The organism is Desemzia sp. C1, assembly GCF_020882875.1.
Classification (GTDB): Bacteria; Bacillota; Bacilli; order Lactobacillales; family Carnobacteriaceae; genus Desemzia; species Desemzia incerta.
In genome coordinates this window covers 731,130-746,511 of sequence record NZ_JAJIZP010000003.1, presented here as the reverse complement: position 1 = coordinate 746,511, position 15,382 = coordinate 731,130, and the positions used below count along the sequence as shown (strand labels likewise).

The 15,382-nt window shown below is 38.9% G+C and carries 17 protein-coding genes; 14 read left to right on the top strand and 3 right to left on the bottom strand.

The annotated features are described in order from the left end of the window. Nucleotides 1–70 precede the first annotated feature (70 nt). The 11 genes from LMF32_RS04055 (at nucleotide 71) to LMF32_RS04005 (ending at nucleotide 11,569) form a co-directional block, all read left to right on the top strand. On the top strand, nucleotides 71–1,186 hold the full coding sequence (locus LMF32_RS04055) for a YibE/F family protein (protein WP_230523956.1): 1,116 nt from the start codon (nucleotides 71–73) through the stop codon (nucleotides 1,184–1,186). Then, nucleotides 1,183–1,965 (top strand): YibE/F family protein, encoded by a 783-nt coding sequence (locus LMF32_RS04050; protein ID WP_230523955.1) that lies wholly within the window; start codon nucleotides 1,183–1,185, stop codon nucleotides 1,963–1,965. Before LMF32_RS04055 ends, LMF32_RS04050 begins: the two co-directional genes overlap by 4 nt. A gap of 172 nt (nucleotides 1,966–2,137) precedes the next feature. Beyond that, on the top strand, nucleotides 2,138–2,491 hold the full coding sequence (locus LMF32_RS04045) for a metalloregulator ArsR/SmtB family transcription factor (RefSeq protein WP_092480802.1): 354 nt from the start codon (nucleotides 2,138–2,140) through the stop codon (nucleotides 2,489–2,491). A gap of 27 nt (nucleotides 2,492–2,518) precedes the next feature. After that, on the top strand, nucleotides 2,519–3,136 hold the full coding sequence (locus LMF32_RS04040; RefSeq protein WP_230523954.1) for a CadD family cadmium resistance transporter: 618 nt from the start codon (nucleotides 2,519–2,521) through the stop codon (nucleotides 3,134–3,136). Between the two features lie 175 nt (nucleotides 3,137–3,311). After that, nucleotides 3,312–3,545, top strand: coding sequence for a heavy-metal-associated domain-containing protein (locus LMF32_RS04035; RefSeq protein WP_092480800.1), 234 nt, complete (start codon nucleotides 3,312–3,314; stop codon nucleotides 3,543–3,545). Nucleotides 3,546–3,576: 31 nt separating this feature from the next. After that, nucleotides 3,577–3,870, top strand: coding sequence for an iron-sulfur cluster repair di-iron protein, ric (locus LMF32_RS04030; RefSeq protein ID WP_230523953.1), 294 nt, complete (start codon nucleotides 3,577–3,579; stop codon nucleotides 3,868–3,870). A 142-nt stretch (nucleotides 3,871–4,012) separates the two neighbouring features. Beyond that, complete coding sequence (locus tag LMF32_RS04025) at nucleotides 4,013–5,935, top strand: heavy metal translocating P-type ATPase (protein ID WP_230523952.1); 1,923 nt, start codon at nucleotides 4,013–4,015, stop codon at nucleotides 5,933–5,935. Between the two features lie 754 nt (nucleotides 5,936–6,689). After that, nucleotides 6,690–7,928: an IS21 family transposase gene (gene istA, locus LMF32_RS04020; RefSeq protein ID WP_230523951.1), complete on the top strand. Its 1,239-nt coding sequence runs from the start codon at nucleotides 6,690–6,692 to the stop codon at nucleotides 7,926–7,928. Further along, entirely contained in the window at nucleotides 7,918–8,655 is a 738-nt protein-coding gene (gene istB, locus LMF32_RS04015) for an IS21-like element helper ATPase IstB (protein ID WP_047927680.1), read from the top strand. The genes istA and istB overlap by 11 nt, the downstream gene beginning before the upstream one ends. A 329-nt stretch (nucleotides 8,656–8,984) precedes the next feature. Continuing rightward, nucleotides 8,985–10,412 carry a 6-phospho-beta-glucosidase gene (locus tag LMF32_RS04010; RefSeq protein WP_230523950.1) on the top strand — a complete coding sequence of 476 codons (1,428 nt, stop codon included), beginning with the start codon at nucleotides 8,985–8,987 and terminating at the stop codon, nucleotides 10,410–10,412. Nucleotides 10,413–10,918: 506 nt separating this feature from the next. Further along, nucleotides 10,919–11,569, top strand: coding sequence for an SDR family oxidoreductase (locus LMF32_RS04005; RefSeq protein WP_230523949.1), 651 nt, complete (start codon nucleotides 10,919–10,921; stop codon nucleotides 11,567–11,569). A gap of 87 nt (nucleotides 11,570–11,656) precedes the next feature. On the opposite strand, the gene LMF32_RS04000 is transcribed toward LMF32_RS04005, so the two are convergent. Both LMF32_RS04000 and msrA read right to left on the bottom strand, forming a co-directional pair. Continuing rightward, nucleotides 11,657–11,932 (bottom strand): YdeI/OmpD-associated family protein, encoded by a 276-nt coding sequence (locus LMF32_RS04000; RefSeq protein ID WP_230525072.1) that lies wholly within the window; start codon nucleotides 11,930–11,932, stop codon nucleotides 11,657–11,659. Between the two features lie 109 nt (nucleotides 11,933–12,041). Continuing rightward, nucleotides 12,042–12,878, bottom strand: a complete 837-nt coding sequence (msrA, locus tag LMF32_RS03995; RefSeq protein WP_230523948.1) for a peptide-methionine (S)-S-oxide reductase MsrA — start codon at nucleotides 12,876–12,878, stop codon at nucleotides 12,042–12,044. Between the two features lie 321 nt (nucleotides 12,879–13,199). Between msrA and LMF32_RS03990 the strand changes: the two genes are divergently transcribed. Next, nucleotides 13,200–13,376: a hypothetical protein gene (locus LMF32_RS03990; protein WP_230523947.1), complete on the top strand. Its 177-nt coding sequence runs from the start codon at nucleotides 13,200–13,202 to the stop codon at nucleotides 13,374–13,376. Continuing rightward, nucleotides 13,358–13,633 (top strand): hypothetical protein, encoded by a 276-nt coding sequence (locus LMF32_RS03985; protein ID WP_230523946.1) that lies wholly within the window; start codon nucleotides 13,358–13,360, stop codon nucleotides 13,631–13,633. The genes LMF32_RS03990 and LMF32_RS03985 overlap by 19 nt, the downstream gene beginning before the upstream one ends. A gap of 79 nt (nucleotides 13,634–13,712) precedes the next feature. On the opposite strand, the gene LMF32_RS03980 is transcribed toward LMF32_RS03985, so the two are convergent. After that, a complete protein-coding gene (locus LMF32_RS03980; RefSeq protein ID WP_092480790.1) occupies nucleotides 13,713–14,477 on the bottom strand; it encodes a helix-turn-helix transcriptional regulator in 765 nt (254 codons plus the stop codon). Between the two features lie 245 nt (nucleotides 14,478–14,722). On the opposite strand from LMF32_RS03980, the gene nth reads away from it, so the two are divergent. Beyond that, entirely contained in the window at nucleotides 14,723–15,358 is a 636-nt protein-coding gene (gene nth, locus LMF32_RS03975) for an endonuclease III (RefSeq protein WP_230523945.1), read from the top strand. Nucleotides 15,359–15,382 lie beyond the last annotated feature (24 nt).

The following is a 15,382-nucleotide window of genomic DNA, read 5'->3' as shown; positions in this document are numbered from 1 at the left end:
AAAGGGTTGTCTCTGAAGAGTGAAAAATGATAGGCTACACTGAGGTACTCATTCAATTGGAGGTATTCTGATGAATATCAAATGGAAAAATAAAACGTTTATAACCTATGGATTGATTTTACTCAGTATGGTGTTATCCATCTTATTTGTACAAAACAACTTTTACCTATACGACAAGCCGATAGCAGAAGTGATAGAAACTACGGTGACGGATGAAGAAGAAACGGCAGATTCGCTGAGCAATACAGATCAAGTATTTGATCAAACGGTGATCGGTGAAATCAAAAACGGCGACCGTAAAGGGCAACGTATTCTAATGAAAAACCAATACTCCGCATCCGGTGCGGCGGACCACGAATATCAAATGGGAGATAAAATCTTCGTGAGTATTCAAAACGATGAGGGAACGCATTTGACAGGAAATATCGAAGGGGCTAAACGAGATACGTTTATTGTAGTTGCTGCTTGGTTGTTTATCGTGACGGTCCTATGGGTTGGGAAAAAGAGCGGTTTGTACTCATTGATCAGTTTAGTCGTCAATGTTTTGGTATTGATGCTGGCGATGAATTACTACACTGAGGGAGAAGACGTAAATTTATTCTGGATCTGCAGCGGACTGGTGCTTTTCTTTACAGTCTTTTCATTGTTGTTGGTGAGCGGAAACAACAAAAAGACCCATGCGGCTATTTTAGCCACTGTGGCAGGGACATTCTCGTCGTTGCTGATTGCTTATGCGGTCATTAAATTGACAGCTGGAGAAGGACTGCGGTACGAAGAGATGGCTTTTATCACCAGAAATCCGCAGTCGGTATTTTTAGCCAGCCTTTTAGTCGGTTCTCTAGGAGCGGCAATGGACATTGCCATCACGATCACTTCCTCGCTGTATGAGCTGACGGAGAAAAATCAGGCGATCGCATTGAAAGACTTGAAGACATCCGGCAGAGAAATCGGCAGAGTCATTATGGGCACCATGTCTAATGTGCTGTTCTTTGCGTATGTAAGCGGCAGTATTCCGATGATCTTGTTGTATTTGAAAAACGGTATGGCAGTGAATTATACATTGTCGATGAATTTGTCGTTAGAGTTGACGAGGGCGCTAGTAGGAAGCATCGGGATCGTCTTAACGATTCCCATCAGCATCTATACAGCGATTTACTTCATTCGTAAGGGGAGGGTGGTCAAATGAATGCATTGATTTGGTTGGCGCTGATTTTATTTTTCCTCATGAAAGTGATTGGCGGTGAAAAAGGAACGCGCTCTTTTCTGGCCTTGTTTTTCAACTTCGGGATCATGCTGATCACTATTATCCTTATGACAGACCAAGCAATCAATCCGATTCTTCTAACGATCATTGCTTGTATATTGATCAGCTGCATTAATTTATTTTACATCAATCAGTTTAATTTTAAGTCTCTTACGGCCTTTGTTTCAACGATTCTTACGTTGATTTTGTTGATTTTCGCTGTTTTTGTATTGGTAGAGAAGTCTAAAATCCAAGGGTTTGGGATAGAAGAAATTGAAGAGCTGCTGTCGTTCTCATTTTATGTCGGGATTGATTTTGGCGACATCATCATCTGTACGATCATCATGGGAACGATCGGAGCAATAACAGATACAGCTATCTCGATTTCTTCTGCGATGAGCGAAATCTACTTTCACAATCCGACTTTAGATCGGTACCAATTATTCAAGTCCGGGATGACAGTTGGAAAAGATATTCTTGGGACAACGACAAACACGTTATTCTTTGCTTTCATCGGCGGTTATCTGGCTCTGATTATTTGGTTTAAGGATTTAGGCTACTCTTTAGGCGAGGTTTTAAATTCGAAAGTGTTCGCGTCTGAAGCCATCTCGATTTTTTATACAGGAACGGGTGCTATTTTGATCATCCCGATTACAGCATGGCTTTCAGCGTATAGTATGGTCAAATACAAAGACAAGGTTCGTTCCGGAGAGGCAGAATAACAGTAGAGAAATATTTGATAGGTCAAAAAATCGTGCAGACTTTCAGCATGATTTTTTTGTGACGTCTTTCAGTGCTGATAGAAGAAAACCAGGTACGTTGAGGCGATTGACAAAAGGATAATTCAAGAGATATACTTCATTCAAATGAAAGTTTGAATGAGAGGTGAAGAAAATGAGTATAGAAGTTTGTAAAGCGAATATCGTACATAAAGAAAAAGTAGAAAATGTAAAAAATAGATTGGACGAAAACGACTTTTCACGTTTACTTGCATTAGGGAGATGCTTTGGAGACATATCTAGGATTAAGATATTTTATGCTTTAGAAACGTATAAGGAAATGTGTGTTTGTGATCTGGCGGCTGTATTAGATGCAAGTATAGCTACAACGTCACACCACTTACGATTTTTAAAAAAGCAGGGAATGACAAAAGCGCGGCAAGATGGAAAAATGGTTTATTATTCTATAGCGAATGAAGAAGTGCATTCGACTATTCGTGCTTTTTTCAAGATGTCAGAAACAAAATGATGAAATTTTAGTTTGGAGGAAACAAGTTTGTTGCAAAGTATTTTTACAGCTATAGCTGTTTATATTTCCACGAGTATTGATTATCTATTTATCCTATTGATTATTTTTTCGCAAAGTTATACCAAAAAAGGTGTCCGTCAAATCTATTGGGGACAATATCTCGGCACAGGAATCTTAGTGGCAGTAAGTTTATTTGCTGCATATGTATTGAACTTTATTCCTCAAGATTGGGTGATCGGGCTTCTGGGGCTGATTCCGATTTATTTAGGGGTGCGAGTTGCCTTAGTGGGTGAGGAGGAAGAAGAAGAAGATGAAGTAGTTGAAAAGCTGGAGTCTCGAGGAACAAGTCGCTTGTTCTGGACTGTTGCCTTAATAACGATTGCATCGGGCGGCGATAATCTAGGTATTTACATTCCTTACTTTACCGCTCTGTCAGCTCTAGAAATTGGAGTAGCTCTAGTTGTATTTGCTATTTCGATTGCACTTCTTTGTTATATCAGTTATCGACTGGCAAAAGTCTCTTTTGTCTCTGAAACGCTTGAAAAGTATGAACGGATCATTGTCCCGGTTGTCTTTATCGGATTGGGACTATATATTATGGCAGAGAGTGGAACTTTTCAAGCACTGCTCAACTTGTTTGCCTGATTCAAAAAATGTGAAACGGCCTCACCAGACAGATCTGGGAGGTCGTTTCTTTATTTTAGGAAAACTATCAAAACTTGATAAGGATCAAGTTTTGATTCAACCAAATTGGCTATACTGCAGATGTAAGGAAGAGAAATCCTCTTCTGCAAATAAAACGATAAAGGAGAAATGCATCATGACAAAAGCTGTTTTGACTTTAGAAACCTTATCTTGTCCAAGCTGCCTGCAAAAAATCGAGAGTGCTGTAAAAGGATTGAAGGGGATCGACAAAGAAAGCGTCAAAGTTCTATTTAATTCCAGTAAAGTAAAAACGGAATTTGACGAACAGATCCTTTCTATCAATGAAATCGAAAAAGCGATTGTAGACTTGGGTTATCCAGTCCTTAAAACAACCGTTAAATCTGCTTAAAACTATTATTCAAGAAAGAAGGAACCTTATTATGACAGCATTTAAGGAAGTCGCAAACAACCATTTTAAACAATTAGATTTGTTCACGTCAGCAATCACTCGTGCACATGGAAAGAACCATCCTGAAGCATTTGAAGTGCGGGAATTGTTTAGTAAGATAAAGGAAAAAACACAAGCAGCAGGGATTGCGAGTCCCAATTTGGATACAGAGTTTTCAAAATTACGCGAGGTCACAAATCAGTACGCTGTTCCTGACGATGTGTGTGAAACGTATGCAGCAGTGTACAACATGCTTTCGGAGATGGATCGAGCTTATCAGGCGTGATCCATCTTGTGGATTCCAGAAAGTTTTCTGGAATCTTTTTTATGCTAAAAGGCAATAAGGTTCTTAAACTTGATGGCAGTCAATTTTTAAGTTGAAGAAGTCTTTTATACTAGGTTTAACCATAAAATAGTAGGGGAAACTCATGCAACAGTATGTATTAAGTAAGAAAAGTAAGATTACTTGGATCAGTGGAATGTTGATCATCATTGGATTCTTCAGCCACTTTGTGTTAAAAAATGTGTGGGTTTCTGAAGGAGCATTGATCGTGGCATCTATTCTAGGAGTTGCGCCGATTGCTATTCAAGCCGTTCAAGCGTTGAAAGTGAAAGTGGTCAGCATAGATGTTTTGGTCACTATTGCGGTCGTTGGTGCTTTCTTGATCCAAAACTATGAAGAATCAGCTATAGTGACCTTTTTATTTTTGTTCGGGCATTTTTTAGAACAGCGAACATTGAATCAAACTCGTTCGGCGATCAAAGAGCTGACGGAAATGGCACCAGAAAGTGCTTTGCGCCAAATGGATGATGGAGCATTTGAAGAAGTAGAGGTAGATGCCGTTGATGAAGGAGATATTCTGCTTGTCAAAACGGGGGCGAAAGTTCCAGTAGATGGCACCGTTTTGTCAGGAGAAGGCCACATCAATGAAGCTAGTATCACAGGCGAATCGGTGCCGGTGAACAAGGTGGCGGATGCTGAAGTGTATGCTGGAACGATTTTAGAGAACGGCACTTTACAAATTCGCGCCGATCGAGTGGGCGAGGATACGACATTTGGGAAAATCATTGAGCTGGTAGAAGAAGCACAAGATTCCAAGTCGGAAGCGGAACGGTTTATCGATCGCTTTTCCAAATACTATACGCCGGCGGTATTGGTGCTCTCTTTTGCAGTGTGGCTGTTCAGCCAAGATATCGAATTGGCGATCACGATCTTGGTACTAGGCTGTCCTGGTGCTTTAGTCATTGGGGTGCCTGTTTCTAACGTTGCAGGCATCGGAAATGGTGCGCGCAATGGAGTGCTTCTCAAAGGAAGTGAAGTCATCCATGATTTCAGCCGAGTGGATACGATTGTATTTGATAAGACCGGGACGTTGACACAAGGGAACCCCGCTGTGGCAGAAATGGAATTTTACGATGGGCAGGCAGATGAAGTTCTTGGGTATTTAGCCAGTGTAGAACGGGAATCCGATCATCCGCTCGCAAAAGCCGTTCTGCAAGAAATAGGAGAAACGACTTTTTCGATAGTAGAAGATACAAGAGTTGTTAAAGGCGGCGGTATCACAGCTCAAGTGAACGGTCACCGAGTAGCGGTTGGGAATGCAGCATTGATGGAACAAGAACACGTGCTGCTGAATCAAAAAGCACAAGCAGATATCAGGCGATTTGAACAAAACGGCAATTCGTTGGTGTTGACAGCGGTCGATGGCGAATTGAAGATTCTGATGGGGATTCGCGATCAAGTTCGCATAGGAGTCAAAAGTGATTTAGAAGAGTTGAAGCAGCTAGGCGTGAAAAATCTAATCGTTCTTTCAGGAGACAACCAAGGAACAGTGGATGTAGTAGCTCGCGAGTTGGAGTTGACCGAAGCGCATGGAAATATGCTGCCGGAAGATAAAGCAGCTTACATTGCGGAATTGCAGCAGCAAGGGCAAATCGTCGCGTTTGTCGGTGACGGGGTCAACGATAGTCCATCTTTAGCTTTAGCCGATATCGGAATTGCGATGGGGAACGGGACAGATGTAGCGATTGAAACGTCGGATGTAGTCTTAATGAACTCTGACTTCAGCCGCTTGCCTCATGCGTTGGGGTTGACGAAAGCTACTGCGCGGAATATGAAACAAAACATCATTATCGCAGTTGGAGTGGTCGCAGTCTTAATGGCCAGCGTCTTTTTCAGTGAATGGATGAATATGTCGATCGGAATGTTGGTGCACGAGGGCAGTATCTTAGTCGTTATCTTTAACGGCATGCGATTGTTGAGATATCAACTGAACGGCAATAGAAGACGGTCTGGTTACACCACTTCCAGCTCAAATGAATTAGTAAAAACCCCTTTGCGTACCCTTTAATGATATTTGACGCTTAAAAAGACACGCAAATTGTGTTTGCGTGTCTTTTTCGGAGTGAACTCACCATTAAGGGAACGTAATTTGAATTTGCGTTCCCTTTTTTCAAATAATCTAGGAAATAGGGAACGCAAAGGAGCGGGCAGAAAACGAAAGTGACCAATAGAAATAAGTTCAATCTTAAGATTAAACAGGAGTCGGTTATTTTAAGATAAAGAAAGTATAATTTTGTAAATATTAAGCACAACAACTATTTTTGAAAACGATTTCTCATATAAGTTTTATGTGCTATATTATTGTAGTAGCTAGAAAAATCAAACCTATAGTAGCAAACTAAACGAATAAAAAGAGTTAGCTGGTTTTTAAGTATGGAAAAATATATGTATTACATTGTGGCTCCAATAAATCTTATCATTCTTCTTTGTTACCCTTATTTCGTTCCTAGATATTTTACTTTAAATAGTTTTTTGATTACTTGGTTGGTTTATGTCGCAGTGTCGTCATTAATCATCAAAGTTGTTTTGAATCATTTGAAGAAACACAAAAATAAAAAGATGTTGTAAAAATACACCTAAAAGTAGAATAATTACTTTTAGGTGTATTTTTACGTTTAAAGAATGATGTATAGGCTGTGAAACGTCTTCCCCTTTGTAAAGAACAGTTATAAAATGTAGGAAAATGACAATGTAAAATTGTTGGTTTTCCTACATTTTTTATATACTCTTCTTATCCCCTATAGAATTGGAGTGGAATAGGAATGAGAAGAGATATCAGAGAAGGAGTGAAAAAACATATGATTGATGGCATAAAGCCCAATTATACTGCGTTAGCGGAACAATACGGATGTGACTATCGTACGGTTAAAGCAGCGTATGAAGAAGCGTTACAAGGTAATAAACCTAAAACAAGGAGGACATATCCGAGTAAATTAGATTCATTCAAACAAATCATAGATATTAAGTTAGAAGATCAATGTACCGCTAAAAGTATCTTCAAATTCATACAAAAGAAAGGGTTCGATGGGAGTTACAGTCTTGTTAGAGACTATTGCCGAGAAGTGAAAAAAGAACGGATACAGAAAGCAACGGTACGCGTCGAATATACGCCTGGTCTTTCAGCACAAATCGATTGGAAAGAAGAAATGCGACTGATAAGCAGTCAGGGAGAAGTCTTCCGCTTTAATATTTTCCTTTATATATTGCCCTACTCAAAGAAGAAATTTATTACGCTTACCTTTGATCGTAAACAAGATACATTGTTTGAGTGCATGAATGATGCCTTTTATCACACCGGTGGTGTTCCAGAAGAAATATGGTTCGATAATATGAAAACTGTCGTCGACCGGTCACGAACTCAATTCTCTCAGGTTCATTTAAACGATCGCTTCTATTCTTTTAGTAAAGATGCAGGGTTCAGAACAATGGTCTGTCGTCCTTTTCGCCCCCAAACAAAAGGCAGCGTAGAAGCTCTCGCCAGAACAATGGACCGGTTACGGGTTTACAATCATGAATTTTATGATTCGACAGACCTCATTCGAATCGTTGACGAACTTTGTGATGAATTAAATTCGGAAGTGTCTCAAGCAACGGACGAGATTCCTGATATACTTTGGAAAATTAATGAAAAAGAGCACCTCCATAAGCTAAAAGATGACTTGTTAAATCCTTATTTTGAAGACTCTATTCGCCGTAAAGTCACAAAGGAAGCAATGGTCATTTTCCGCAAATGTAGGTACTCTGTAGACCCTCGTTATATCGGAAAAGAAGTTGACTTGGATCTTTCCGAAAACGAAGAGTACGTGCACATTTATTATAACGGAGAACAGATTCGTTCGCACCCACTTACCACAAAAAAATTGAACTATAACCAAGAAGATTTGGTTCAGATACTTAAATCAGATGTCATGAGCCACAAAGAAGAAGATGACATCCAAGAACATATTAAACGAAGTTTAAAGCAATATGATTTACTGGAGGTGCCTTCGAATGAGCAGTAACTATCAAAAGCTATTAAATAATCTAGAGGCCTTGAATTTAAAACATATGAGAGAATATGTGCCAAACTATATTGAAATTGCCAATCGGGATGAGCTTTCTTTAACAGAAGCTCTTCTAGAATTAACTAATCAAGAATTAGACTTTCAAACGAATCAGACTGTGGAACGTGTCATCCAGCGCGCACACTTTCCCAAACGGACATCACTTGAAGAATTTGATTTCAACTTTCAACCAAGCGTTAACAAAAAAGAGATTCTAGACTTGAAACATATGGCTTTTATGGAGAAAAAAGAAAACTTAGTTTTCATTGGAAACCCTGGTGTAGGGAAAACACACCTTGTCATTGCATTAGGCATTGAAGCATGTCATCAAGGCTACCGTACGCTGTTTATCAGTTGTCATGAATTACTTTTACGTCTTCGTTCTGCCTTTGAAAAAGGGACCGTCGATCGTGTTCTGAAACGATATGCCAAATATGATCTTTTGATCATTGATGAAATAGGTTATTTACCAATTCAAAAAGTTGAAGCTAACCTCTTCTTTCAACTATTAACGATGCGTTACGAAAAAAAATCAACAATGATTACGACAAATATTATCTTATCTCGATGGGGGGAGCTATTTCAGAATTCTGAAATAGCCGCCGCCATTCTTGATCGTCTGGTTCACCATGTTAAAGTCTTCAAGATTACTGGAAAATCATATCGTATGAAAGGGAAAATATAAATGGACTTCTAAATTAGACTGTCAAAAACCTACATTTTTATTCTGTCATAAACCTACAATTTTATACTGTCCTTGACACCCTTAACCTTCGTGTAAAGACACCATAAAGAAATCCCTGAAAGATTAACACTATCTTTATAGCTTTTTAGATAAGATGAAAAACGTAAAGGAGATGGAAAAATGGCAAGAACATTGTTACATGAGAGATATATTATTTTCTAAAACACGGCAAATAAGTAAGCGTTTTATCATTGATAAGGTTATACTGATAATAGGATAGAAAACTATTCTGCATATCTAAGCAATTAGGCTTTAAAAGGAGGAGACAAATGGGATTTAGAGAAGATTTTTTATGGGGCGGAGCAACCGCTGCGAACCAAACAGAAGGCGGGTATAATGAGGGTGGAAGAGGGTTGGCCAATGTCGATGTCATTCCGCATGGAGAAGATCGTTTTCCTGTGATGAAAGGACATATGAAAATGTTCGATTTCGACGAGGACCATTTTTATCCAGCGAAAGAGGCTATCGACCACTATCACCGTTACGAAGAAGACGTTGCTTTATTTGCGGAGATGGGTTTCAAAACGTACCGCTTATCGATTGCTTGGTCGCGTATTTTTCCAAAAGGCGATGAAGCTGAGCCAAATGAAGAAGGCTTGAAATTCTACGAGAACATTTTTAAAGAATGTAAAAAATACGGCATTGAGCCGCTTGTGACCATTACACATTTTGACATCCCAATGCACTTAGTAAAAGAGTATGGCGGTTGGAGAAATAGAAAAATGATTGGATTTTATGAGAACTTGTGCAACGCTATTTTCCGTCGTTACAAAGGTCTGGTCAAATATTGGCTGACGTTCAATGAAATCAATGTGATCATGCACTTGCCGTTTATGGGAGCGGGGCTTTATTTTGAAGAAGGCGAAAATGAAGAGCAAGTCCAATACCAAGCGATTCACCATGAATTGATAGCCAGTGCAGTGGCTACGAAAATCGCGCATGAGGTGGATCCGGAAAACCAAGTCGGCTGTATGCTTGCAGCTGGGAAGTTTTACCCGTATACGCCAAATCCAAAAGACGTTTTAGCTGCACAACAAGCTGATCGCGAGAATTACTTCTTTATCGACGTTCAATCTCGCGGAGAATATCCAGCGTATGCGTTGAAGAAATTTGAACAAAAAGGAATCGATATTCAAATGGAAGAAGGAGACTTAGAGCTTCTTAAACAATATACAGTCGACTTTATTTCGTTTTCTTATTATTCTTCCAGAGTCGTTGTTACGGATCCGGAAGTCGATGAAGTAGGCGGAAATATTATGTCGTCCGTTAAAAATCCATATTTGGAAGCCAGCGAATGGGGATGGCAAATTGACCCACTAGGACTACGGATCACCATGAACGAAATCTATGATCGCTACCAAAAACCGTTGTTTATTGTAGAAAACGGATTAGGTGCCGTGGATACACCAGATGAGAACGGATATGTAGCAGATGATTACCGTATCGATTATCTGGCACAACACATCCAAGCCATGAAAGATGCAGTAGAGATTGATGGAGTTGATTTACTGGGATATACCACTTGGGGACCAATCGATATCGTCAGCGCAAGTACCGGAGAAATGAAAAAACGTTATGGGTTTATCTATGTAGACCGCGACAACGAAGGAAACGGAACGCTGAAACGTTCCAAGAAAAAATCGTTTGACTGGTACAAAAAAGTCATTGCAACTAATGGAGAAGACCTATCATACTAAGGTCGTTTAGAACAATCCGTTTGCACAAATGGTTGATGAAGTATCGAAACTTAGTTTACGTGCCTATTAATTAAAGATTAGGACAAAACGGAACGCAAATTGGATTTGCATTCCTTTTTTATTTAGAGATGGAGTTTTCATCAGGCAAATAAGGATTGTTTCGGCCATGGTGCTCAAGAAAAAGGATCTCATGGCCGAAAAGAGGGGTTACATAAGCCATGAGTACTGTATTTTGGCTCCTCATGGCTGAATAGTGAAACAAAGACGGCCATGAGAGAGAAAAAATAGTTGCTCATGGCCGAAAATAATAAACTGAGACAAATTTCTCCAAAGTGGACATGAAATTAGGAATACGAATACAAAAAAATGAGAGATTAGTAGAGCTCTTATGGAAGATTTTTTGCTGGCACACCAGCTCGAATCATTAAAGAGATCAACTAATGGAAAAATAAAAAGACACGTGCTATGCTGAACTCAGTTGATTAACTACTGAAAGGGGATTTCAAATGAAAGTATTTGTTGTAGGTGCCAATGGAAAAGTAGCTCGTCATTTTGCGGACTTTGTGAAAGAAGACAGTGCAATTGATGAAACAGCTATGATACGTAAAGCAGAACAAGCAGGTTTCTTCGAAGAAAGAGGAATAGACACAGTTCTTTTGGACTTGGTCAAAAACTCAATAGATGAATTAGCTGAAGCGATGAAAGGTTCCGATGTAGTCATTTTCAGTGCAGGAGCTGGCGGAAGCGGGCTGGATAAAACGATCTTGATTGACCTAGATGGAGCTGTAAAAGCTATGACAGCTGCAGAACAAGCAGGCGTGAAACGCTTTGTTATGGTGAGTACCTTCCGTACAGGTCGCGAAGCCATGTCACAAGAACACGATCTGCAAATTTACACCATTGCAAAAAATTATGCGGATGAATGGTTGAAAAACCGTACGCAATTGGACTGGACGATCGTGCATCCAGGGATGTTAGTCGATACAGATGGTACGGATCAAATCAAAGTAGGCATGGGGCAAGAAATCAATGAAGTTCCTCGTCAAGATGTGGCACGCACGTTGATTTCTGTACTCAAAAATGACAATACCATTCGTAAAGAGTTTGAAGTTCTGGCTGGAGACAAGACGGTTGAAGAAGCAGTCAGCGAATTGTAATCTGAAGTGAATATTTCATCAATCAATGAACTCCTCCAAAAGATCAGTTGATCTTTTGGAGGAGTTTTATGTGTTAAAAGCCAGCAGTCAATCCTCAAGTAAAAGGCCGTTGTCATTCCACTGACCATACTGTTTGTTGTTTCTTGTATTCTCAATGAATTTATCTAACCGTTTGTTGAAAAGTTGCGGATCATGTTTGTAACTTTGGATGGTGTCGATTCGGATTCTTCGATACAATTCTGGAAAAGCCAAAAAGTTCTGATATACATGTTCGTCTTCTTTCAACCGTTTTTCAATCTCTTTATCAATGATGAAAGATTCAATACGCATATCAGGCAAGACTTTCAATCCCTCTTCCGTCATCAAACCCAAACCCTTTTGGAGGTGGAATGCGTTTCAAGCCAGGTTCTCAGTTCTTGTCGCGTTTGTATCTTTACCACGTTTTCCATATCCATTTCTGAGCAGCTCCTTTCTAATCGCGTTTAGATTTTTGAAATGGAGCTCTAAGTTTCCTTTGCAGAGCTTGATAAGCCTTGAGTTGGCGGCGTGATCGCTCGATTCTTTTATACCGTTCAGGATTCTTTTGATAGAACTGCTGATGGTAGTTTTCTGCCGGCCAAAATGCAGTTGCAGGTTCAATAGAGGTAACGATCGGTTTCGTGTATTTGCCTGAATCAGCTAATCGTTGTTTGGAAGCCTCAGCGATTCGACGCTGCTGCTCGTCTTTTACAAAAATGATGGGGTGATACTGATTGCCTCGATCTTGAAACTGACCAGATGCATCAGTCGGATCGGTCAATTGCCAGTAAAGCTCCACTAAATCAGCGTATTGAATGATCCGTGTATCAAATATGATCTCAACAGCTTCTACGTGACCTGTATACTGACCGCTCACTTGGTCATAAGTCGGATGGTCTACCTTTCCGCCAGTGTAGCCGGATAGAACTGAAAGGATTCCATTCCGGTTTTCAAATGGTTCCACCATACACCAAAAACAACCGCCAGCAAATATCGCAGAGTCTTGATAAACTGGATCATCAAGAGAGTGCTTGTTGAAATCAAATGGAGTATCAGAAGTTGGCTGATTTGTAATGTGATGATAAAAATCGGTCACGTCAGGTGTTAAATTATTTCTGAGAGCCAATGGACGCAAGTCAGCTTCCAATTTCGAAAGCTGAGTATCAAAATTCGCACCGTTCTCTAAGGCATTTCTGGCTTCCAAGAGTAAAGACCGCTCCCAGTTTCGAGTTCCAGGATTAAGGATCAGGTTATAAATAGCATTGAGTATTTCGTCTTGCGTTAGCTTCATCTCAAGAACCATCCTTAGGTTTATTTTTTAGGAACTGTTTTTTCTATTATACCGCAGCAGGTAGGGCCAAAGAACTATTGGAACTCAAAAAAAACTTATTAAGATTTTTAGTTATACAAATGATTTGTTATGTTATTATTCAGTATAAGGATAATTTGAAAACGCTTAACAAAAGAGGTGGCAGAATGTTTTATTTCTTAACTTGGGTACCAGTGTTCATGATTTTGATTCATTATGGCTCAGCTATTGTAAATGTGCTGAACAATATTCAAAAATTATTGGAAGATAAAAAGGATGAAGAATAAGTCGAAAGGAGACTGTATGACCAAAACGACAAACTATGAGCTAATGAAACCAATAGACGCCTTTTATTTGAAAAAGAATTTTAGGAAACTTCTTAAGTTGATCGCAATGAATAGTTTAATTGGTGTTGTGGAATATTATCCATCAGAAGGCTTCATTCCAGAAGTTAAAAAAATATGGCTGGAAAGTTGGTAAAAACAGAATACAATAAGAAGTGGCCAGGAACAGTCAGTTCTAAAAAGGCCAAGATTGATTACTACTGGATACCGAAAGATAAAAAAGACATTATTAAACTTTTGGATGACATTCTTAATTATTATGGTGAAAATGATGCCGACGCTACAATAGATTTTTTTATAGAAGAAGATAATGAGATCATTTTGTTTATTACTGCTCACGAAGAAATGATTGAATTACATAGAAAGTTTTATAACGCTTTTGGTAGTAGTTAAGTAAAAAAATTGGTAGAGACATCCATTATATATGGATATTGCTACCAATCTTTCTATTTCTATTAATCTGAAGATAGTGTTATTTTCCTGTGATCTCGCTTATTTTTTCAAGTGTTTTATCGATCAGTTCTTGGTGTGTATCTTGGTAAGTTGAAAGGTAATTTAGGATTGCTTGTCTTTCATCTTCGGACCAACTTGAGTCACTTTCAGCAAGATTACCATTGCGGTCAACGGTTACGTAAAATTGCTTACTGACAGTCTGATCATTTTCGGGTGAAATGCTCACACCGATTTCATTTTCATAAGAAACATCTACTACGAAATCATCTTTTGTAGTGATTACTGAAATATTCTGTTCTGGCAATGGAAAACCAATTGAATCTTCTGCAGTCAGAAGATGACTCTTATAAGTAATATCATTTTCTGCTAATTCGTAAGCATTGCTTTCATCTTTCGATTGAGCAGGAGAAGAAGATTGAATGTTTTCCCACCCGTATTCTTCTAAGTTGCTTCTATAAGTATGTTCATCTAATCGTAACTTTGCATTGTAGCCAAAATATAGCAGAACAATTATGCTCAATGCTATTAAAGCATATTTATATAATTGGCCTCTTTTTAATTTTTTTGTCGTATCTTTCGCCATTTGTTTATCCTCCCTAAGTAATCTGTCTAGAGAGATACCAAATAAATCGCTGATTGCAACAATTGTTTCTAAATCTGGGTAATTCCTAGCTACTTCCCAGCTTGAAACAGTTGAACGAGACACATTTAATAATTGGGCTAGTTGTTCTTGAGTCCACTCCTTTCTTAATCTTTCTTCTTTAATCTTGTCTCCAATTTTCATCGTATCACCTCTGTAATTATTATCAGGATAATTGTAAGAAAACGATAGCCACTATAAGTGTCATTGATCAAATAAAGACGACACGTTTCGTATCATGTTGATATAGCACCTTTCTTGCAAGCTTAATTAAAATAGAAATCGCTTTACTTATTATATCAAAATTCATTATTTGTAATAGACATATCTGAAAACAGCTGATAAAAATATGATATATTGAAAGAAAAGAATCAAAGAAAGGAATACTTATGCTGACAAAAGAAGCTGCCCAACATGTGATTTATGAGATTATGAAACTTTATCCTGATGCTGTTCCAACGATGCGTTACCAGAATCCGTTTCAACTGTTGATGGTTGTCATATTGAGTGCTCAAGCAACCGATGAGTCAGTCGCAAAAGTAACAGATCGATTATTTGAGCGCTATCCAAGTCCACGAGCTGTTATAGAATCTTCGCCTGAAGAAATTGAGTCGTACATCAAAACGGTTGGACTTTTCCGAAATAAAGCTAAATATATTTATAAAAGCAGCCAGGAGCTGCTTGAGAAATTTGACGGAGAAGTTCCACATACGCGCAAAGAACTGCAATCATTAACCGGAATCGGACCTAAATCTGCCAACATTTTATTGAGTGTTGCTTTTGATCAAGAGGCATTTGCGGTGGATACGCACGTCTCACGTGTCTGCAAACACCATAAAATAGTAGAAGAAGATGCTACGCCTAAGCAAATCGAGGAGCGTGTGACAGAAATTATCCCGGCAAAATACTGGGGCAGAGCGCATCAATCTATGATTTCATTTGGAAAAGAGATCTGTACGTCTAGAATAAAAAGATGCCATGAGTTTCCTCAGTTGTATGAGAACATGGAAGAAATCAAAAAATAACGTAAATAAAAACTTCCTTTGTAC

Bases quoted from the DNA above. Each gene is read 5' to 3' on its own strand.
- LMF32_RS04010 (WP_230523950.1), top strand. From the start codon at position 8,985: ATGGGATTTAGAGAAGATTTTTTATGGGGCGGAGCAACCGCTGCGAAC.
- LMF32_RS04005 (WP_230523949.1), top strand. From the start codon at position 10,919: ATGAAAGTATTTGTTGTAGGTGCCAATGGAAAAGTAGCTCGTCATTTT.
- nth (WP_230523945.1), top strand. From the start codon at position 14,723: ATGCTGACAAAAGAAGCTGCCCAACATGTGATTTATGAGATTATGAAA.
- LMF32_RS04055 (WP_230523956.1), top strand. From the start codon at position 71: ATGAATATCAAATGGAAAAATAAAACGTTTATAACCTATGGATTGATT.
- LMF32_RS04045 (WP_092480802.1), top strand. From the start codon at position 2,138: ATGAGTATAGAAGTTTGTAAAGCGAATATCGTACATAAAGAAAAAGTA.
- LMF32_RS04030 (WP_230523953.1), top strand. From the start codon at position 3,577: ATGACAGCATTTAAGGAAGTCGCAAACAACCATTTTAAACAATTAGAT.
- LMF32_RS03985 (WP_230523946.1), top strand. From the start codon at position 13,358: ATGGCTGGAAAGTTGGTAAAAACAGAATACAATAAGAAGTGGCCAGGA.
- LMF32_RS04050 (WP_230523955.1), top strand. From the start codon at position 1,183: ATGAATGCATTGATTTGGTTGGCGCTGATTTTATTTTTCCTCATGAAA.
- LMF32_RS04000 (WP_230525072.1), bottom strand. From the start codon at position 11,932: ATGACGGAAGAGGGATTGAAAGTCTTGCCTGATATGCGTATTGAATCT.
- msrA (WP_230523948.1), bottom strand. From the start codon at position 12,878: ATGAAGCTAACGCAAGACGAAATACTCAATGCTATTTATAACCTGATC.
- istB (WP_047927680.1), top strand. From the start codon at position 7,918: ATGAGCAGTAACTATCAAAAGCTATTAAATAATCTAGAGGCCTTGAAT.
- LMF32_RS03980 (WP_092480790.1), bottom strand. From the start codon at position 14,477: ATGAAAATTGGAGACAAGATTAAAGAAGAAAGATTAAGAAAGGAGTGG.
- istA (WP_230523951.1), top strand. From the start codon at position 6,690: ATGAGAAGAGATATCAGAGAAGGAGTGAAAAAACATATGATTGATGGC.
- LMF32_RS04025 (WP_230523952.1), top strand. From the start codon at position 4,013: ATGCAACAGTATGTATTAAGTAAGAAAAGTAAGATTACTTGGATCAGT.
- LMF32_RS03990 (WP_230523947.1), top strand. From the start codon at position 13,200: ATGACCAAAACGACAAACTATGAGCTAATGAAACCAATAGACGCCTTT.
- LMF32_RS04035 (WP_092480800.1), top strand. From the start codon at position 3,312: ATGACAAAAGCTGTTTTGACTTTAGAAACCTTATCTTGTCCAAGCTGC.